Raw genomic sequence first — 19,545 nt, 5'->3', positions numbered from 1 at the left:
TCACCCCACCCCGTCTCGCATCGCTGGCGCGCTGCGAGCCGACCCTCCCCCTCCAGGGGAGGGTAAGAAAGAGAGCCGCTACTCCTCGCCGTCCTTCTTCCGCAGCAGATCGGTCGCCAGATCCGACAGCTTCGGCGGCGGCAGGGCCGCGAAGGGCAGCGGCCGCGTGACATCGATCGCGGCCAATCCCAGCCGCGCCGTCAGCAATCCGTTCAGCACGCCTTCGCCGAGCCGCTGCGACAGCTTCGCCGCGATGCCGTGGCCGAGCATCTGCTGCACCAGGCTGTCGCTCGCGGCCATGCCGCCGGTGATGGCGAGATGGGTTATGACGTGGCGGAGCAGGCGGATCATGCCGAGCGCGCCGGGACGGCCGCCATAGAGATAAGCGAGCTGGCGGATCAGGCGCAGCGCCGCCACGAACACGAACAGCACGTCGATTGCGGCGCGCGGCGAGACCGCGGTGACGATCGAGACCTTTTGCGCCGCTGAGGACACCAGCCGCCGCGCTTCCGCGTCCAGCGGCGACATCAGCTCGCGCTCGGCGAGGCGGATCATGTCGGCGCCGTCGATGATCTCGCCGGCATGGCTCTCCAGCGTCGCGCGGGCCCGCGCCAGCTGCGGGTTCTGGTGCGCGATCTTGAGCAGGTCCTGCACGATGACCCGGCTCTCCTTTCGATCGTCGCTGGCCAGCACGGCCGCAGCGCGCTGATGCAGCTTCTCGATGGTCGCAAGCCGCGCCAGCCCGAACGCCTCGCGCCCGATCACCACCGCGAGCGCCAGCGCGGTGACGCAGGCGAAGGCAAGACCGACGAAGCCGAGCGTTTCGTTGCGCGCGAACAGATCCTCGATCAGATGGACTACGCCGAGCCCGGTGCCGAGCAGCGTCAATCCCGCGAGCCCCGACCAGAACAGCGTGCCCCAGGGAAAACCGCGCCGCGCCGGGAGTGCGGCTTGCACCGGCACCGGCAGCATCGCGGGATCCGGCTCCGGCGTGATCTGGATCGTCGCGCGGGCGAGGCGGCTGGTCTCGTCGGCCTCGGTGACGACGACGCCGGGATCGTCCAGACGGAACGTCGCCGGCCGCCGTGGCTTCGATCGGTCGGTCATGACAGCTTGTCTCCGATCAGGAACTGCAAGGCACGGTCGAGGCGGATGTGTGGCAGCGTCGGCTCGTCGGCCCCCTCGCGTTCGAGCCTCGGCGGCCGGAAGCGCAGGAAGCGGAAATCGCTGTTCCCCGCCGCCTCCCTCGCGAGCCCGCGGAACGCATCCGTGCCGTTGAACAGCGGTTCGGGATCGACGGGCAGATCGCCCGGAAAGGTCGCAACCTCGGTGTTGCCGTCGAAGAACTCGCCACCGGCGCTTTCGCCTGCGGCCGGTGTTCCCAGGATCGACGGCAACTTGTCGCGGCCCCGCGCCACCTGCGCTTCGCGCGTGGCGCGCACGGCGGCGAGCGCGACGACGTCGATCGCTGCGCCGGTGTTCTCCGCGCGTGCGACCGCGCGCGAGACGGCGCGGCGCAGCACCGCCTCGAGCCGGTCGTGGCTGGAATGATGCAGATGATCCGCCTTGGTGGCCGCGAACAGGATGCGGTCGATGCGTGGCCGGAACAGGCTGGAGAGGATCGTGCTGCGGCCGATGTTGAAGCAGTCGAGAATGCCTGATAGCGCGGCTTCGAGATCGTGCAGCGCCTCGGGGCCGGAGTTGAACGCGGAGAGCGCATCGGCCAGCACGATCTGGCGGTCGAGCCGCGCGAAATGATCGCGGAAGAACGGCCGCACCACGACGTCCTTGTAGGCCTCGAAGCGCCGCACCATCATCGCCCACAGCGATCCCTCGCCCGCCTCTCCGCCAGCGGGCAAATCCAGCGGCGCAAAGGTCAGCGCCGGCGTATCGGCGAGATTGCCGGGCATCAGGAAGCGGCCGGGCGGCAACAGGCTCATCGCAAAGCGCTCGTCGCGGCAGGCGCGCAAATAATCGGTGAAGAGCTTGGCGGCCGTCAGCGTCGCCTGCTCGTCCTCGCGCGCCTCGGGCTTGAGCGTTGCGAGATGGGTGTGCCACTCGGCCGCGAGATGCGCGCGCGGCGCCTCGCGCGACAGGGCCAGGCTCTCCGCCGACCATTGCTCGTAGCTCTTGTGGAGCAGCGGCAGGTCCAGCAGCCATTCGCCGGGATAGTCGACGATGTCGAGCGTCAGCGTGCGATCGGCGCCGTTCGGGCGCTGGTAGTCGATCACGAGCCTGAGCTCGCTGATGTCCACGGTCGAGTTCGGCCAGCGCCGTTCCTCGATCAGGGCGCGCAGATGGCTTTCATAGGCAAAGCGCGGCACGGCATCATCCGGTTGCGGCGCCAGGTGCGCTCGCGCGATCCGGCCCGAGGCATAGGCCTCGAACACCGGAAACCGGCCGCCGCGCGTCAGCCCGTGGATCAACGCGGTGATGAATACGGTCTTACCGGCGCGCGACAGGCCGGTGACACCAAGCCGCACCGTCGGGTTGAAGAAGTGCTCGCCATAGTCGATCAGCGCCCGGGCCGACAGCCGCGCCTCCTCGACCATATCCTGGAAACTGAATGCCATATGAACGTGGGGGATCTCGGGCGAGGGATACGCAAATTGGACTAGTCACAAAAGTGGCAATTGCCTGAGGAAATTCAAGCTTTCATACTTCCACCGCCTTTGTCGGCAAATCAGCCGTTTGAACGATGCGCCGATCCCGAGAGACCCATCCAAGAGGGCATTGCCACGCTTTGCGGATTGCCATGACCGTCTTCCAAATGAAACAGTTCGCGTCCAATTCCGTCCACGCCGCAGCCGACGCGATCGGCTGGGATTACGATCGCGCCGAGCTGATCGCCGACGGCATCGTCCACGCGATCGGTGTTCTCTCAGGCCTCATCGCCGCAACCGTGCTGGTGGTGCTGACGGCGGTCTATGCCGACTCCACCGACATCGTCGGCGTCTCGATCTATGTCGCCGGCCTGCTCTCGATGCTGGTGCTGTCGGCGACCTATAATCTCTGGCCGGTCTCGCCGGCCAAATGGCTGCTGCGCCGCTTCGACCATTCCGCGATCTATCTCTTGATCGCCGCGACCTACACACCGTTCATCCTGGAGCTGAAGGACAGCGTGTTCGCGCTGGTACTGCTCGCCGGCGTCTGGTGCGTGGCAATTCTTGGCATCGTGCTGAAGCTGCTCTATCCCGGCCGGTTCGACCGCGTCTCGGTCGGCATCTATCTCGCGATGGGCTGGAGCGGCATGATGCTCTACGATTCCGTGGTCAGGGCGTTGCCCACGCTGGCGCTGGGCTTCATCCTTGCCGGCGGCTTGCTCTACAGCTTTGGCGTGATCTTCCACGCCTGGCGGCGGCTGCGCTTCCAGAATGCGATCTGGCACGGCTTTGTCTTGGCCGGCGCGGCATGCCATTATACCGCGGTGCTCGACCTCGTGTTGAGCTGACCCGCGACGCGGAATAAGCGGCGCGTTAAAAAAGCGACACAAGACAGAGGAGACGTCGCATGCAGGTGACCGGCAAGGTCGTGGTCGTCACGGGCGGCGCAAACGGCATCGGCAAGGCGCTGTGCGAGGCCTTTCACAATGCGGGTGCGGCCAAGGTCGTGGTCGCGGACATGGACGCCGCCAATGCGAGAGCGGTCGCCGCCATGGTCGATGGCGCCGCCTTCAAATGCGACGTCGCGCAGGAAAAGGACATCGTCCACGTCATCGAGGAGACCGAGCGGCAGTTCGGGCCGATCGCGCTGTTCTGCTCCAATGCCGGCATCGGCGGCGGCTTCGATCCGATGTCGGAGAATGCCGGTGGCGCGTCCGACGAGCCGTGGCAGCGCAGCTGGGCGATCCACGTCATGGCGCATGTCTATGCGGCGCGGCATCTCGTCCCCCGCATGAGGGCGCGCGGCGGCGGCTATTTCCTCAACACAATCTCGGCCGCGGGCCTGTTGTCGCAGGTGGGCAGTCCGGCCTATTCGACGACGAAGCACGCCGCGGTCGGTTTTGCCGAGAACCTCGCGATCTCGCACAAGGCCCACAACATCAAGGTCTCGATCCTGTGTCCGCAGGGTGTCGACACCAACATGCTGCGCTCGATCCCCAAGGGCCCGCAATCCGGCGACGGCGACCTGACGCCCGAGCAGGTGGCGAAAGACGTGCTCGCCGGCCTCGAGCAGGAAACATTCCTGATCCTGCCGCACCCGCAAGTGCTCGGCTACATGCGCAAGAAGACCGAGAACTACGACCGCTGGATCGGCGGCATGGCCAAGATCCAGGCCAAGATGCGGGACGAGTTCCGGAAGTAGACGCCGCGATTGATGCTGTCATGCCCCGCCTAGTGCGCAATTGCGCACGGGGGGCGGGGCATCCAGTACGCCGCGGCGTGTCGGCTCAACACAACCGTCTCGGCGTACTAGATCGCCCGGTCAAGCCGGGCGATGACACCGATAGTGTGGCTACACCGCCGCTTCCTCCACCCGGCTCTGTCTGAGCGCCTGCGCATAGAGCATCATGCCCTCGCGCACCGTGCGCTGCTCGGCCGGCGTCAGCGCCGCCAGCGCGCCGCGCACCTGCTGGCGGCCGAACGCATGCAGTGCCTCCAGCGTGCGCCGGCCCTTTGCCGTCAGCGACAGCCGCTTGCTGCGCGCATCCGCCTCGTCCGGAATCTCCTTGAGCTCGCCGCTATCGATCAGCTTGCGCACCAGGCGGCTGACGCTGGATTTCTCCAGCCGCAGGAAATCGCCGAGCTCGCCCGACGTCATCGGACCGCGGATGCCGATCTCCAGGATCGTGTGCACAGCGGAGGGCGGATAGCCCGAGGCCGCCACCGTGGCGTCCATGAAGCCGAGCTCGCGCACCATCAGGCGCGAGGCGGCGCGGATGTCGTCGATCAGCGAAAGTTCGGCCATGGCTTGACTCGGCGCATATAGTTGTATCATACAACTATATGCGCGCAACGGCGCGCGCAAGTGTTTTGGAGTGGACCATGAGCGGAGCTTTGCCGGCAGGTCATCGGATGAGCGGCAAGGTCTGCTTGGTCACGGGCGGCGGCAGCGGCATCGGGCGCGCCACGGTGCTGCGGATGGCATCCGAAGGGGCGGAGGCGGTCATCGTCGCCGGCCGGCGCGAGGCCGAGATCGGGGCCACCGCCGCCGCGTGCCGCGAGCTCGGCACCGAGGCGATCGCGCTCAAGACCGACATCACGAAGGACGACGAGGTCGCGCGTCTCGTCCGCACAGCCGTCGAGCGCTGCGGCCGGCTCGACGTCGCCTTCAACAATGCCGGCTTCCAGGAGCGCCGGGCGCCGCTGGAGGAACAGGGCACGGAGATCTACGACAGCGTGTTCGACACCAATGTTCGCGCGCTGTTCCTGTGCCTGCGCCATCAATTGCCGGCGATGCTGGCGAAAGGCCGCGGCAGCATCGTCGTCAACGCCTCCGTCAGCGGCGTGCGCAACCCCAATCCCGGCTTCTCGCTCTATTCGGCCTCCAAGGCTGCCGCGATCTCGCTGACGCGCTCGGCGGCGATGGAGAACGCGCCGCGCGGCATCCGCATCAACGCCGTCGCGCCCGGCCGCGTCGTCACCGACATGATGCTGCGCGCCGGCGTCGGCGATGTTGCGACGGTCAGCGCCGGCCTGCCGTTGCGGCGGATGGGCAGCCCGGAGGAAGTGGCCGAGGCCGTGGTGTGGCTGTCGTCGGATGCGTCGTCCTATGTCGTCGGCCACGTGCTCGCCGCGGATGGAGGATTTCTGGCGTCGTGATGCCGTAGCCGGGATGACCGCGCGTCAGTGTTTCTGCCCGTACAGCACCGGTACCGCGGAATCCACGACGACCTCCACGAGGCACGTCCCCTCGTGCGCCATCCCGCGCTTCAGCGCTTCGCCCAGCTCCGCCGCCTTCGTCACCCGCATCGCATGGCAGCCCATGCCCTCGGCAAGCCGGACGAAATCGATCCCCGGCAGCTCCAGCCCCGGCACGTTCCGCACCTGCATCACCTGGCTGAACGAGCGCATCGCGCCGTAGCCGGAATTGTTGATGACGACGACGGTGAGCGGCAGCTTGCGCTGCGCCGCGGTCCACAGCGCCTGGATCGAATACATCGCCGAGCCGTCGCCGATCAGGCACGCCGTGCGCTGCGTCGGCTTGCCCAGCGCCATGCCGACCGCGGCGGGCAGCGAATAGCCGAGGCCGCCGCTCGACATGGTGTAGAAACTGTCCTGGCCGCGCATCGGCATGAACTTCTGCATCGCCGGCCGGTGCGAGGGCACTTCCTCGACCAGCGATGCGCCGTCGGGCATCGCCTGCGACAGCGAATGCAGCAGGAATTCGACCGGCAGCGGATCGGCGGCCTGCGGCGCCGGCGGCAGCGTGCGGCCTTTTGGCGCCGGGCGCTTGCTCTCGGGCAGCAGGTCGAGCAGCAGGCTCAGCGCTGGCTTCATCGTGGCGATGACGCTGGTGCCGACCGGTGTCACCGCGGCAGCATCCGCATCATCCGTGATCTGGAAGATGCTCGCGCCGCCGTCGAAGATCGCGGCGTGGCCTTCGACATGGAAGGTGAACACCGGCGCGCCGATGACGACGACGAGATCGTGCTCGCGCAGCGCATCGGACAGCTGCGCCGGCGAGGCATGCAGAAAGCCCGCAAATTGCGGATGCCGCTCGGGGAAGGAGCAGCGGGCCGAGAACGGACTGACCCAAACGCTCGCCTTGGCCTTCTCGGCCACGCGCACCATCAACTCGACCGCGCCGGCGCGATCGACGCCCGGGCCGACGACGAGGGCAGGGTGCTTTGCCGAGCCGAGCGCTGCCACCAGCGCCTTCATCGGCTCCAGCTCCGGCCCGATCTCGCGACTGACCTTGCGCGCCTCGATCGGTGCGCAGGCATGGGCCCAGTCGTCGATCGGGATCGACACGAAGGTCGGCCCGCACGGCGGCTGCATTGCGGTGTAATAGGCGCGCGCGATCGCGGCGGGCACGTCCTCGGGCCGCGCCGGCTCGACGCTGTACTTGACGTAAGGCCGCGGAAACTCCGAGGCGCGCTCGGCATAGAGGAACGCCTGCAAGGGAAGAATCGAGCGCGCCTGCTGGCCCGCGGTGATCACCAGTGGCGTCTGGTTGCGGTGGGCGGTGTAGATGTTGCCGAGCGCGTTGCCGACGCCGGCGGCCGAATGCAGGTTGACGAAGCCGGCATTGCGCGTCGCCTGGGCGTAGCCATCGGCCATGCCGACGGCAGAGGCTTCCTGCAGCGCCAGCACGTAGTCGATATCGCCAGGCCAGTCGCTGAGGAACGGCAGCTCGGTCGAACCAGGGTTGCCGAACACCCTGTCGATGCCGAAGGCGCGCAAGAGGTCGAGCGTTGCCTGCTTCACGGTGACGGACTTGCTGCCGGTCTTGCCGTTCTTGCCCATGGTACCCGTCCCCTGTTTATTGCCGCGCTACCAGCCCCGCCCGTCATTGCGAGCGAAGCGAAGCAATCCAGATCTCTCCGCGGAGGCAGTCTGGATTGCTTCGTCGCTTCGCTCCTCGCAATGACGAGGAGAGACTATTACCACACCGCCGTGCCCTTCATCGTCGGCTGCCCCTCCGCGTTCGCGGTCCACAGCTCCATGCTCTCGCCGCTGTCATTGGCGTTGACCGAGAACTCCGTCCCCTCGAACAGCGGCTGCACGCCGCGATACGAGAATTTCTTCGGCGCCTTGCCGCCGCGCAGCTTCGCCGCCATCTCGATGATCAGCGCCGCCTGCAGCGGGCCGTGGAAGATCAGGCCCGGATAGCCCTCGACCTTGGTGACGTAATCGCGGTCGTAATGGATGCGGTGGCCGTTGAAGGTCAGCGCGGAATAGCGGAACAGCAGCACGGGATCGGACACATGGCTCTCGCGGTGCTGTGCCTTGGGCGGCGGAGGCGGCGCCTTGCCGCCGGCCGGCGCGCTGCCCGTCATCTCGCGATAGACGATGTCCTGCCGCTCGCGGATCGCCGTGCCCCTCGGCGAGGAGATGCTGTGCTCGACCGAGACGAAGCACAGCGTGCCGGTCGAGCCGGTCTTGATCTGCACGTCGGCGATGCGCGAGGTCCGCGTCGATTCATCGCCGACCTGCAGCGGCTGCAAGAACTCGATCTCGCCGCCGGCCCACATCCGGCGCGGCAGCGGCACCGGCGGCAGGAAACCGCCGCGGGTCGGGTGGCCGTCGGGGCCGAGCATCGACATCGGAAACACCGGCTGCGCCAGGCACCAGTGCGCCGTGAACGGGGCAGCGTCGCCCGCCTTGGGCTCGCCGACGTCCTGGAACAATGTCGCGCGCAGGCCCTTCACGAGCTGCGCGGTGACGATGTCGGTGGCCTCCTGGCTGCGGCCGATCCATTGCCGCAAATGATCGATGTCGAGCTTCTCGGTCATGACGCCTCGCTCTGTTTATTTGGACTGGGGACGCTCGCCGATGGCGGGCACGGCGCCGTAAGAGCGCGTCTCGCCGACGACGATCGGCGCCGGCGCGGGATAGCTGACACGGCCGTTCGGCGTGTCGACCTCGATGCGCCGCAGATGCGGATGGTTGGTGAGGTCGGCCATGGTGTTGACTTCGGCAAAGGCGATGTCGGCGTCCGACAGCCGCTTCAACAGCTCATCGCGCGTCATCCTGCCGAAGATGTCGGCCACGGACTTGTCGGTGAAATCCCGGTTACGCACGCGCTCGACCATGTTGGCGACGCGGGGATCGGCCGGCAGGTCCGGCTGATCCAGCACTTTTGCGCACAGCGTCTTCCACTCGCGCTCGCTCTGGATCGAGATCAGGATGTCCTTGCCGTCCCTGGAGGTGAACACGCCATAGGGCGCGATCGAGGGATGGCGCAGGCCCATGCGCTTGGGCGGATTGCCGGCTTCCGCGTTGAGCAGCGGCACGGTGCACCAGTCCGCCATCACGTCGAACATGGAGATCCGGATGTCGGCGCCCTTGCCACTGCGCCCGCGCGCGATCAGTGCCTCCAGGATCGCCGCATGCGCGGTCGCGCCGGTCGCGACGTCCACGATCGACATGCCGACGCGCGAGGCGCCGTCGGGATTGCCGGTGATCGAGGCAAGGCCGCTCTCGGCCTGGATCAGGAGATCATAGGCTTTGCGATGGGCGTAGGGGCCCTCGTCGCCATAGCCGGTAATTGTGCACGAGATCAGCTTTGGATAGTCCTTCAGCAGCCGCTCGCGCGAAAAACCGAGCTTGTCCATCGAGCCCGGCTTCAAGTTCTGGATCAGCACGTCGGCACCCGCGATCAGCTTCTCCAGCTCGGCGCGGCCTTCCTTCGTCGTGAGATCGACCACAGCTGATTGCTTGCCGCGGTTGAGCCAGACGAAATAGCTGCTCTGGCCCTTGGCCGCCGCGTCATAGCCGCGGGCGAAATCGCCCTCGGGCCGCTCGATCTTGATCACCTCCGCGCCGGCATCCGCCAGGCGCGAGGAACAGAACGGCGCCGCCACCGCCTGCTCGACCGCAATCACCCTGATCCCGTCAAGTGCTCCCATGGCGGAACCTCAGTACGAGCGCGGCATGCCGAGCACGTGCTCGGCGACGAAGGACAGCACGAGGTTGGTCGAGATCGGCGCCACCTGATAAAGCCGCGTCTCGCGGAACTTGCGCTCGACGTCGTATTCCTCGGCAAAGCCGAAGCCGCCATGGGTCTGGATGCAGGCATTCGCCGCTTCCCAGGACGCATCCGCCGCCAGCATCTTGGCCATGTTGGCCTCCGCGCCGCAATCGAGCCCCGCCTCGTATTTGCGCGTGGCTTCCTTCACCATCAGTTCGGCGGCACGCATCGAAGCATAGGCCTTGGCGATCGGAAACTGGATGCCCTGATTCTGGCCGATCGGCCGGCCGAACACGGCGCGCTCCTTGGCGTAGTTCGTCGCCTTCGCGATGAACCACTTGGCGTCGCCGACGCATTCGGCCGCGATCAGGATGCGCTCGGCATTCATGCCGGACAGGATGTAGCGAAAACCCTTGCCTTCCTCACCGATCAAATTCTCCGCCGGCACCCTCATATCGGTGAAGAACACTTCGGTGGTGGCGTGGTTCATCATGGTGCGGATCGGGCGGATCTCGAGGCCGTTGTTCTTGGCCTCGCGCATGTCGACGATGAAAACCGAAAGGCCATCGGTGCGCTTCTTGACTTGGTCCTTCGGCGTGGTGCGCGCCAGCAGCACCATCAGGTCGGAATGCTCGGCGCGGCTGGTCCAGATCTTCTGGCCGTTGACGATGTAGCTGTCGTTGCCGTCCTTGCGCGCGAACGTCTTCAGCGAGGAGGTGTCGGTGCCGCTGGTCGGCTCGGTGACGCCGAACGCCTGCAGGCGCAATTCGCCGCTCGCGATCTTCGGCAGGTATTTTGCCTTCTGCTCGGCATTGCCGTGCCGCAGCACCGTGCCCATCGTGTACATCTGGGCGTGACAGCCGCCGCCGTTGCAGCCCGCGCGCTGGATCTCCTCCAGGATCGCCGCGGCCGCCGACAGCTTCAGGCCCGCGCCGCCGTATTCCTCGGGGATCAGCACCGAGAGATAGCCGGCCTCGGTCAGCGCATCGACGAACGCCTTGGGGTAGGCCATCTCGCGATCGAGCTTGCGCCAGTATTCGCCGGGGAACTGCGCGCAGAGTTTGGCAACGGCCTCGCGGATGTCGGCGTAATCTTCGGTGTGGTGTTCTTGACTCATGGCGTTTCCAATTCTTAGCGGCAGTTAAGATAACGCCGGCCAACCCACGGGCGTTGTGAAAACAATGCCCGCCCCCTATGCTCATTTGTTATAGCGTATGGAGTAGCCTTCCAGGATTGGCAAGCATGGATTTCCGGCAGCTCAGGACCTTCAGTTGCGTGGCGGAGCTCGGCAGCCTGTCCAAGGCCTCCGACACCTTGCGCGTGGCGCAGCCGGCGCTCTCCCGGCAGATCAAGCTGCTGGAACACGAGCTGCGCACTGAACTCTTCACGCGCAACGGCCGCGGCATGGTGCTGACCGAGGCCGGCCGCCTCCTGCTCGCGCGCACCTCCGGCATCGTGCGGCAGATCGACCAGATCCGCGACGATATCCAGTCGGCCAAGGGGCCGCCCTCGGGTCAGGTCGTGCTCGGCCTCGTTCCGACCGTGAGCTGCGTGCTGTCGGCGCGCTTCGCACGGCGCTGCGTCGAAAAATTTCCCGGCATCTCGCTGCGCATCGTCGAGAGCTACAGCGGCCATCTGGTCGAGTGGCTGCATCGCGGCGAGATGGACCTCGCCATCCTCTATGGCCGCTCGGCCGATCTGCATCTCAACGTGCAGAGCCTGGGGCGCGACAACATCGTCGCGGTCGGCCCGCGCGGATGCGGGCTGGCGCGGAAGAAGAACGTCGACATCGGCTGGCTGCTGCGGCAGCGGCTGGTGCTGCCCTCTCACTCCCACGGCCTCCGTGCGCTGATCGAGCACGCCGCGGCCCAGCGCAAGATCAAGCTCGACGTCCAGCTGGAGGCGGATTCGTTCCGCGTGCTGACCAGCCTGGTCGAGGAGGGCCTCGGCTTCGCGCTGCTGCCGCCGTCCTCGGTCCACGGCGAGGTCGCGGACGGACGGCTGGAAACCGCCCCCGTATCCAAGCCGATGACGCGCGAGCTCATCTTTGCTTCTCCAATCGACCGCCCGGCCTCGACGGCCTCGCTCGCCATCACCGCGCTGTTGCGCGAGGAGGTCGCCGCCTGCCGCAAGGACGGCGTGTGGGACATCAAGTTGAGTTAGATGGCGTGTGGTAGAACAGCCGCGCGCCATCGTGCCTTCGCATCTGGCGCGAGCTGTCATGCCGGAATTTTATAGCTGGGGGAGGTGTGATAGCCGAGCGTTAGGGACGACGTGCTCCTAGCCCCACCCTCGGTGTCATTGCCCGCGAAGGCGGGCAATCCAGTATTCCAGAGACAGCAGTGCTTGAACCGAGAAGCCGCGGCGTACTGGATGCCCCGCCTTCGCGGGGCATGACAGCGGAGTTTGGAGAGGCGGTTTGGGCTCAAGGCGCTCCGACCGGCCTACCCCGGTATCCTCACCGGCAGCGTCTCGTATCCCTTGATGAAGCTCGAATAGATCCGCTTCGGCTCGCCGACCACCTCGATGCGGTCGAACCGCTTCAGCATCTCCTCCCAGATGATCCGCAGCTGCAGCTCGGCAAGGCGCATGCCGACGCAGCGGTGGATGCCGAAGCCGAAGGACAAGTGCGTGCGCGGGCGCGGACGGTCGATGATGAACTCGTTCGGCTTCTCGAACATCTCCTCGTCGCGATTGCCGGAGACATACCACATCACGACGCGGTCGCCCTTCCTGATGTGCTTGCCGCCGATCTCGGTATCGGCAAGCGCCGTGCGCCGCATATGCGCCAGCGGCGTCTGCCAGCGGATCACCTCCGGCACCATGGAATCGATCAGCTCCGGGTTGGCGCGCAGCTTGTCGTATTGCTCGGGATTCTCGTTCAGCGCCAGCACCGAGCCGGTCATGGTGTTGCGCGTGGTGTCGTTGCCGCCGACGATGAGCAGGATGATGTTGCCCATGAGGTTGTCGGGGTCCATGTGCCGCGTGGCCTCGTTGTGGGCCATCAGCGACAGCAGGTCGTTGCGCGGCGCCGAGTTGACGCGCTCGTTCCAGAGCTTGGACATGTAGGCGTAGCACTCGTCCATCTCGCGGCGGCGCTCTTCGGCGCTGGCGACGATGCCGCTCTTGGGCAGCGCGGTGGAGACGTCGGACCAGCGCGTCAGCTTGCGCCGCTCCTCCCAGGGGAAGTCGAACAGGGTCGCCAGCATCTGCGTGGTCAGCTCGATCGAGACGCGCTCGACGAAGTTGAAGGTCTCGTTGCGCGGCAGATTGTCGAGCACGGTCTGCGAGCGCTGGCGGATCAGCTTTGCGAGCTCGTCCAGATGCGTCGGCGTGAACATCGGCGACACCGTCTTGCGCTGCGCCGAATGCCTGGGCTGGTCCATCGCGATGAAGCTCGGATAGTCGTAGCCTTCCGGCACGTCGCGGATCGAGATGCCGCCGAGCTTTGAGTCCGAGGAGAAGATGCCGTGATTGGTGTCGACATGCATGATGTCGTTGTATTTCACCACCGACCAGTACGGCTCGATCGGCGCGTTGGTGCAGTAATGCACCGGCTCTTCGTTGCGCAGCCGCTCGAACCAGGGCCACAGCGTATCGTCCTGGAACAACCGGGGCGCGCCGGGGTGGAACTGCGACAACGGCGTCGCATAGGCCTCCTCGCGGGCCCTGCGCATGCGTTCGGCCTTGTCGGATTTGACCGGCGCTTGGATGTTCATGATCGTGGCTCCAGTTGCGTTCGACTCACGCCGCAATCTTCACCGGCAGCGTCTCGATACCCTTCACGAAACTCGAATAGACCCGCGTGGGTTCGCCGACCACGTCAATATGGTCGAACCGCTTGAGAATTTCCTCCCAAATAATCTTGAGCTGAAGCTCGGCAAGCCGCAGGCCCACGCAACGGTGAATGCCGAAGCCGAAGGACAGGTGGGTGCGTGGGCGCGCGCGATCGATGATGAATTCGTAAGGCTTGTCGATCGCCTCCTCGTCGCGGTTGCCCGAGACGTACCACATCACGACCTTGTCACCCTTCTTGATCTGCTTGCCGCGGAACTCGAAGTCGGAGAGCGCCGTGCGGCGCATATGCGCCAGCGGCGTCTGCCAGCGGATCACCTCCGGCACGAAGCTGTCGAGCAGATCAGGGTTCTCGCGCAGCTTGCGATATTGGTCGGGATGCTGGCTCAGCGCGAGAAGCGAGCCCGACATGGTGTTGCGGGTGGTGTCATTGCCGCCGACGATCAACAGAACGAGATTGCCGAGGAAGTTCTTTGCATCCATGTCCCGCGTAGCAGTGCCATGCGCCATCATCGACAGCAGGTCGCTCTTCGGCGGCTGTTCGATGCGCTCCTTCCAAAGGCGGGAGAAGTAGGCGGCGCATTCGGCGAGTTCGGCCTGCCGCTCGTCCTCGGTCGCGACGAGACCGTCGGGGCCGGGAATCGTGGTGGCGACGTCCGACCAGCGCGTCAGCTTGCGGCGGTCCTCCCAGGGGAAGTCGAACAGCACCGCCAGCATCTGCGTCGTGAGCTCGATCGAGACGCGGTCGACCCAGTCGAACACCTCGCCGCGGGGCAGATTGTCCAGGCACTCGGCCGAGCGCTTGCGGATGTTGATGGCGAGATTGTCCAGGTGCGTCGGCGTGAACATCGGCGCCACGGTCTTGCGCTGGGCTGCATGGCGCGGCGGATCCATCGAAATGAAACTCTCGCGGCGCAGATCCGGATCGATGTCGCGGATGGTGATGCCGCCGAGCGAGGAAGCGGAGGAGAACACCGCATGGTTGGTCTCGATCTCCATGATGTCGTTGTAGCGCGTCACCGACCAGTACGGCCCGAACATCGAGTCCTTGCAATAGTGCACGGGATCTTCCCGGCGCAGCCGATCGAAATAGGGCCAGAACGTATCGGTCCTGAACAACTCAGGGTCGCCCGGATCGAATTGCTCCAGCGGCAGCGACGTTGCGCGCGCGCGCAATGCGTCGAGCTTGGCCGCGCTTTCGATGGTCCCGTGCATGACCGTTCTCCCTGGGTATGAACCGCGCGTCGTTGAATTCTGCGCTGCGGTATTTGATTTGCAATTACAGCCGGTTGTCTGCGCCGGGGCAAGGGAGAGTTTTGCCACATCCAACCCTTGAGCGTAGGCCGAATGGAAGCGCGTAGCCTGGATGGAGCGCAAGCGAAATCCGGGAATCGTGCCGCTGCCGCTGTCCTGGATTGCGCGTCGCTCCATCCAGGCTACGGGACATCGACGAGCGTGATCCCCCGCACACCGTTTTGTCGTGGAAGCATGGCAGAAACCGACCGGAATCGAGCTGAATCGAACCCGCCCATCTTGGGGATCGACTAACCTCTGATCTATGGTTTGACCGGAACAGATCCGCATCCCGAGGTTGCTGCCGTGAACGACATGCAATGGACCCCGATCGGGTCCGAACCCTTACCCCCGCCGCTGCCGCCGACGCGGGTCGATTTCTCCGGCAATCGCTCCGAGTTCCGCAAACTGGTCACCAAGGGTGCCTTGCTGGAGCTGGTCACCTTCGGCTTCTACCGGTTCTGGCTCGTCACCGACATCCGCCGTCATCTGTGGACGCACACCGCGATCGACGGTGATGCGGCCGAATACACCGGGCGGGCCAGGGAGCTCCTGGTCGGCTTCCTGTTCGCGCTCGCGATCCTGGTGCCGATCTATCTCGCCTATTTTCTCGTTGGCATCGAGTTCGAGCGCTGGCAGGGCTTCGCCTCGACGCCGCTGTTCATCGCCTTCTACGCCTTCGGCCAGTTCGCGATTTTTCGCGCGCGGCGCTACCGCCTGACGCGCACGGTCTGGCGCGGCGTCCGCTTCTGGATGGACGGCTCGGGCTGGGCCTACGCGTTTCGCGCCATGCTGTGGGGCTTGCTGGTATTCCTGACGCTCGGCCTGGCGCTGCCCTGGCGCGAGGCTGCGCTCGAACGCTACAAGATGCGGCACACCCATTACGGCGATCTCCGCGGCGACTTCGAAGGCGACGGCTGGACCTTCTTCAAGCGCGGCTGGTGGCTATGGCTGCTCAGCCCGATCGCACTCTTCATCTTCCCGCTCGCACCGTTCTTCTACGCCGAGTTCAAGGCGCGCGAATGGCGCTGGTGGCTCGACGGCATCCGGATCGGCGGTGTCGGCCTGTCCTCGAACCTGCCGCACGACGCCTTCTACGGCCTGTACTGGAAAGTGATCGGCTGGTGGATGCTGCTCACGGTCGCGTTCGCGGCCTATATGGGCGGCAGCGCCTTGCTCGTCGTCACGCTGACCGGCGTTCCGGCCGAGGAGATCTTCGCCGGCGACAATGCGACGAAGAGCATCCCGATGGTGGCGATGATGGTGATCGGCTATTTCGCGCTCGCCCTTGCCATCAACATCGTCATGCGCGTCTATCTTCAGCGCGATCTCTGGGCCAAGGTGCTGGAGACCGTCGAGGTGCACAACATCGGGACCGCGGCGGACGTGCGCGGCAGCGGTCAGCTTGCCAGCGCGCTCGGCGAAGGCTTTGCCGACGGACTCGATGTCGCGGGATTCTGAGCTGTGAGTGACGTGTTTGCCGAGACCCCGGCGCAGTCGGCCAAGCCGACCATCTTCTTCGACGGCGTCTCGAGCCGCAGACGGCAAGTGACGCTGATCCTCGGCGATGCGCTCGAGTTCGCCGAGGACGGCGCGACGCCCGTTCGCTGGGCCTATGCCGACATTCGCCGCTCCGACGGTCCCCCTGGAATCCTGCGCCTGGCTGCGACGTCAGCACCGCCTCTGGCCCGGCTGGAGATCCGCGATGCCGCGCTCGCCGCCGAGGTGGTCGCCCGCTGCACGCGTCTCGACGAGCACCAGACGACGCGCCGCGGTGTCGCCAAGATCGTGGGCTGGTCGGTTGCCGCCGCCGTCTCCATCGTCTGCGTCGTCCTGTTCGGCGTGCCGCTCGCCGCTGACCGGCTCGCGCCGCTGGTGCCCAAGCCCGTGGAACGGCGCATTGGCGATGCCGCCGAGGTCCAGATGAAGACCATTTTCGGCCGCAGCGTCTGCGAAGACCCCGCGGGCAAGGCCGCCTTCACGAAGCTCGTCAACCGCCTGCGCGATGCGGCCGGCCTCGACGATACCATGACGGCCGGCGTGCTGCCGACCGCGGTGCCGAATGCCTTCGCGCTGCCCGGCGGCAAGGTGTTCGTGCTGAAGGGCCTGCTCGACAAGGCCGAGAATCCCGACGAGCTTGCCGGCATCCTCGCCCACGAGCTCGGCCATCTCAAGCATCACGACAACATGCGCGGCCTGATCTATAACGGCGGCACCTCGTTCCTGATCGGCCTGTTGTTCGGCGACATCACCGGCTCATCGGCCGTGATCTTCGCCTCGCGCAGCCTGGTCGAGGCCTCCTATTCGCGCGAAGCCGAGACCGGCGCCGACATCTTCGCGATCGAGACAATGCATGCGCTCGGCCGTTCGCCGAAACCTGCGGCCCAATTGATGTTCCGCATCACCGGCAAGGAAGGCGGCTCCTCGCTCGCCACGATTCTTGCCAGCCATCCGCTGACCGAGGACCGCCTCGCGCGCATGACGACGGAGGATCGGCCCGTCAGCGGCCCACCGCTGCTGACCGACAAGGAGTGGCAGGCGCTGAAGGGCATTTGCGGCAGTGGGAAGGTGTGAGGGCCCGCTCTCAGCGCATCACTTCGCCGGCGCGGCAGGTGGATTCGATCCGGTCGTGACGCTCGGCGCGTTGTTCGGATTGGTCGACGTCGCCTGCGGACCCACCTCGCGTCCGTTGTAGAAGAAGACGGCGGCGACCACGGCGATCACGAAGATCGCGCCGATCGCCCAGGCCACCGGGCTGTTGCGGCGCGCTCTGTCGGCCCTGCGGTCATCATTCTGATAGGTCATCGTGCTCTCCATGCTAGAGCAGGAGAACCTCGCGCGATGGAAGCTGTTCCTAAAGCGCGCGCAGCGCTTACCGCGTTCCGTAGGCGCGGTCGCCGGCATCGCCGAGGCCCGGCAGGATGAACCCGTTGTCGTCGAGCCCTTCATCCACCGCCGCGGTCCAGATCGGCACGTCCGGATGCAATCCGCGCAGCCGCTCGAGCCCTTCAGGAGCTGCGATCAGGCAGGCAAGGCGGATGTCCCTGGCGCCGCGCTCCTTCAGCCGGTCGATGGCGGCGACGGCGGTGTTGGCGGTGGCGACCACCGGCGTCACCACGATGGCGAGGCGCTCGCCGAGGTCAGAGGGCGATTTGAAGAAATACTCCACCGCCGCGAAGCTGTGCGGCTCGCGGTAGAGGCCGATATGGGCGACGCGAGCGGTCGGCACCAGGTCCATCATGCCGTCGACGAAGGTGGTGCCAGCGCGCAGCATCGGCACGAACACCAGCTTCTTGCCGGCGATCTTGGCCGAATGCATCGTCGCCAGCGGCGTCTCGATGACGGTGTCGGCGAGCGGTAGGTCGCGCGTCACCTCGTAGCACAGCAGCATGCCGATCTCCTTGATCAGCTCGCGGAACGACTTGGTCGAGATGGACTTGTCCCGCACCAGCGTCAGCTTGTGCTGCACCAGCGGATGATCGACGATCGTGACGCCTTCCATAATGAGATGCTCCTGAAATTTCACCGAGGCGTCGTTGCGAGCGCAGCGAAGCAATGCAGGATCCCTCCGCGGTCGGACACTGGATTGCTTGGCTGCGCTCGCAATGACGCGCGTGGTCGAAAATCTCTATCCATTCTCTAAAACACCGTGCCGTCGCTGATCACCTTGAGCGGCGGCGATCCATCGCGGCGGCGTGCAAAGGCGATGGCGCGGCCGGCGGCCCAGGTGCCGCCTTCGAGAATGCTGGCGAGCGGCAATGTCTCGGACGTACGGCCGAGCTTGACGCGAACCAGTTCGGCAAGGCGATCCAGCAGAGCAACGGTCAGCGCGCGCCACTCCACGACGAGCAGCGAGTCCACCGCATGCGCGCGCTCGGCATCCGCGGCTTCGCGCAGGCGCAGCACCTCATGGTCGACGAACAGGCCGCCATTGCGATATTCGGCAAGCCCGGTCAGGCCGTCGATGTCGGTCACCTCGAAGCCGGCGCGCTGCAGCGGCTCGATCAGCGAATAGCTCAGCCATTGCGATAGTTTGTGCAGCGGCACGAGGCCCGCAGTGCCGTCGTCCGCCTTGATCGCAGGATGGCGCCAGCAATCGCCGAGCGGGACGCCCGCGAGCTCGAGCCGCGACGGCCAGATCGGCCCGAGCTGGTTCAGCACCGCGGACAGGATCGCGGGCGCAGCAACAGTGCCGCCGATCGCCCGCGCCGCGATATGATCGAACAGCCCGCCCGGCCGCGGCGTATCGTGCAAGCCGAACACGTCCGCACGCTCCGAGACCTGCTTGCCCAGACGACGCAGTAGGTCGGTGCGTCCCTCCAGGCCGAGCAGCGGGTTGACGTCGCTCACCTGAAAGGCGGAGGCGATGGAGGCGAGGGGCAGTCTTGCGAGCACATCCGCATCGGCCCTGAACGGCGCCCTGGCATCGTGCGAAAACAGCCCGCTCGCGAACATGTCGAGGCTCGCGATCGCAAGCCCTTCCGATCGGCCTACTTCTGCTCCCGTCACGGCGTCGCGATAGCGCCACGCCGCGCCGGCGCCGGCGTCGAGCAGCACGCTGACGATGGCGAGGTCGAACTCGGCGCGCGCCCGCGCCGCGCGATCCGGCCAGGACGCAGCATCGGCAAGCCGGGCCCAGCGGTCGACGCCGCCGAGCACGAAGTGCCGCCAGCGCGCATGGAACGGAATGTCGAGCGTCGGATAGGCTTTACGTGTCACCGCGAGCACGGCATCGGCAACGCCATCCATGCGGTCGAGATCAACGGTGAAATGGGTGAGCCCGCCGGCAAGGCCGAGCTCGAGTATCTGCCCGGCGCGCGCGCGAACCGCCTTTGCGGTGAGCAGTGCGCGCGCCTGTGATTCCAAAGCGTCCGCCATCGC

Annotated in this window: 18 protein-coding genes; 6 read left to right on the top strand and 12 right to left on the bottom strand. The window is 66.2% G+C overall.

Annotated features, from left to right (window positions below):
• Nucleotides 1–78: 78 nt before the first annotated feature.
• Nucleotides 79–1,107, bottom strand: a complete 1,029-nt coding sequence (locus DCG74_RS00780) for a YcjF family protein (RefSeq protein ID WP_172788422.1) — start codon at nt 1,105–1,107, stop codon at nt 79–81.
• Nucleotides 1,104–2,573: a YcjX family protein gene (locus DCG74_RS00775; protein ID WP_172788421.1), complete on the bottom strand. Its 1,470-nt coding sequence runs from the start codon at nt 2,571–2,573 to the stop codon at nt 1,104–1,106. The genes DCG74_RS00780 and DCG74_RS00775 overlap by 4 nt, the downstream gene beginning before the upstream one ends.
• Nucleotides 2,574–2,755: 182 nt before the next feature.
• Between DCG74_RS00775 and DCG74_RS00770 the strand changes: the two genes are divergently transcribed.
• A complete protein-coding gene (locus DCG74_RS00770; protein ID WP_172788420.1) occupies nt 2,756–3,451 on the top strand; it encodes a hemolysin III family protein in 696 nt (231 codons plus the stop codon).
• A 59-nt stretch (nt 3,452–3,510) separates the two neighbouring features.
• The gene (locus tag DCG74_RS00765; RefSeq protein WP_172788419.1) at nt 3,511–4,305 is read left to right on the top strand and encodes an SDR family oxidoreductase; all 795 of its coding nucleotides are present in this window, start codon (nt 3,511–3,513) and stop codon (nt 4,303–4,305) included.
• Nucleotides 4,306–4,455: 150 nt separating this feature from the next.
• Here DCG74_RS00765 and DCG74_RS00760 read toward each other — a convergent pair whose 3' ends face one another.
• On the bottom strand, nt 4,456–4,908 hold the full coding sequence (locus tag DCG74_RS00760; protein WP_172788418.1) for a MarR family winged helix-turn-helix transcriptional regulator: 453 nt from the start codon (nt 4,906–4,908) through the stop codon (nt 4,456–4,458).
• Nucleotides 4,909–4,985: 77 nt separating this feature from the next.
• Here DCG74_RS00760 and DCG74_RS00755 point away from each other — a divergent pair, with 77 nt between their 5' ends.
• The gene (locus DCG74_RS00755) at nt 4,986–5,762 is read left to right on the top strand and encodes an SDR family NAD(P)-dependent oxidoreductase (protein ID WP_172788417.1); all 777 of its coding nucleotides are present in this window, start codon (nt 4,986–4,988) and stop codon (nt 5,760–5,762) included.
• A gap of 24 nt (nt 5,763–5,786) precedes the next feature.
• Here the strand turns inward: DCG74_RS00755 and mdlC are convergent, their stop codons facing one another.
• The 4 genes from mdlC to DCG74_RS00735 all read right to left on the bottom strand — a co-directional run bounded on the left by mdlC (nt 5,787) and on the right by DCG74_RS00735 (nt 10,693).
• Complete coding sequence (gene mdlC / locus DCG74_RS00750) at nt 5,787–7,409, bottom strand: benzoylformate decarboxylase (RefSeq protein ID WP_172788416.1); 1,623 nt, start codon at nt 7,407–7,409, stop codon at nt 5,787–5,789.
• Nucleotides 7,410–7,546: 137 nt separating this feature from the next.
• Nucleotides 7,547–8,398 carry a MaoC family dehydratase N-terminal domain-containing protein gene (locus tag DCG74_RS00745; RefSeq protein WP_172788415.1) on the bottom strand — a complete coding sequence of 284 codons (852 nt, stop codon included), beginning with the start codon at nt 8,396–8,398 and terminating at the stop codon, nt 7,547–7,549.
• Nucleotides 8,399–8,413: 15 nt separating this feature from the next.
• Nucleotides 8,414–9,514, bottom strand: coding sequence for a CaiB/BaiF CoA-transferase family protein (locus DCG74_RS00740; RefSeq protein WP_172788414.1), 1,101 nt, complete (start codon nt 9,512–9,514; stop codon nt 8,414–8,416).
• 9 nt (nt 9,515–9,523) lie between these two features.
• Entirely contained in the window at nt 9,524–10,693 is a 1,170-nt protein-coding gene (locus DCG74_RS00735; RefSeq protein ID WP_057027777.1) for an acyl-CoA dehydrogenase family protein, read from the bottom strand.
• A 125-nt stretch (nt 10,694–10,818) separates the two neighbouring features.
• Here DCG74_RS00735 and DCG74_RS00730 point away from each other — a divergent pair, with 125 nt between their 5' ends.
• A complete protein-coding gene (locus tag DCG74_RS00730) occupies nt 10,819–11,739 on the top strand; it encodes a LysR substrate-binding domain-containing protein (RefSeq protein WP_172788413.1) in 921 nt (306 codons plus the stop codon).
• A gap of 281 nt (nt 11,740–12,020) precedes the next feature.
• On the opposite strand, the gene DCG74_RS00725 is transcribed toward DCG74_RS00730, so the two are convergent.
• Entirely contained in the window at nt 12,021–13,295 is a 1,275-nt protein-coding gene (locus DCG74_RS00725) for a cytochrome P450 (protein WP_172788412.1), read from the bottom strand.
• Between the two features lie 25 nt (nt 13,296–13,320).
• A complete protein-coding gene (locus tag DCG74_RS00720; RefSeq protein WP_172788411.1) occupies nt 13,321–14,586 on the bottom strand; it encodes a cytochrome P450 in 1,266 nt (421 codons plus the stop codon).
• Nucleotides 14,587–14,979: 393 nt separating this feature from the next.
• Between DCG74_RS00720 and DCG74_RS00715 the strand changes: the two genes are divergently transcribed.
• Both DCG74_RS00715 and DCG74_RS00710 read left to right on the top strand, forming a co-directional pair.
• Entirely contained in the window at nt 14,980–16,125 is a 1,146-nt protein-coding gene (locus DCG74_RS00715) for a YjgN family protein (protein ID WP_172788465.1), read from the top strand.
• A 3-nt stretch (nt 16,126–16,128) separates the two neighbouring features.
• Entirely contained in the window at nt 16,129–17,238 is a 1,110-nt protein-coding gene (locus DCG74_RS00710; RefSeq protein ID WP_172788410.1) for a M48 family metallopeptidase, read from the top strand.
• 18 nt (nt 17,239–17,256) lie between these two features.
• Here the strand turns inward: DCG74_RS00710 and DCG74_RS00705 are convergent, their stop codons facing one another.
• The 3 genes from DCG74_RS00705 to DCG74_RS00695 all read right to left on the bottom strand — a co-directional run bounded on the left by DCG74_RS00705 (nt 17,257) and on the right by DCG74_RS00695 (nt 19,542).
• Nucleotides 17,257–17,469 (bottom strand): hypothetical protein, encoded by a 213-nt coding sequence (locus DCG74_RS00705; protein ID WP_172788409.1) that lies wholly within the window; start codon nt 17,467–17,469, stop codon nt 17,257–17,259.
• A 67-nt stretch (nt 17,470–17,536) separates the two neighbouring features.
• Nucleotides 17,537–18,166: a uracil phosphoribosyltransferase gene (gene upp, locus DCG74_RS00700; RefSeq protein WP_172788408.1), complete on the bottom strand. Its 630-nt coding sequence runs from the start codon at nt 18,164–18,166 to the stop codon at nt 17,537–17,539.
• Nucleotides 18,167–18,303: 137 nt separating this feature from the next.
• Nucleotides 18,304–19,542, bottom strand: a complete 1,239-nt coding sequence (locus DCG74_RS00695; protein WP_172788407.1) for a URC4/urg3 family protein — start codon at nt 19,540–19,542, stop codon at nt 18,304–18,306.
• Nucleotides 19,543–19,545 lie beyond the last annotated feature (3 nt).

The sequence above is a fragment of the Bradyrhizobium sp. WBAH42 genome (assembly GCF_024585265.1).
Lineage (GTDB): Bacteria > Pseudomonadota > Alphaproteobacteria > Rhizobiales > Xanthobacteraceae > Bradyrhizobium.
The sequence above is the reverse complement of the archived record's forward strand: the minus strand, read 5'-3'. Positions and strand labels throughout refer to the sequence as shown.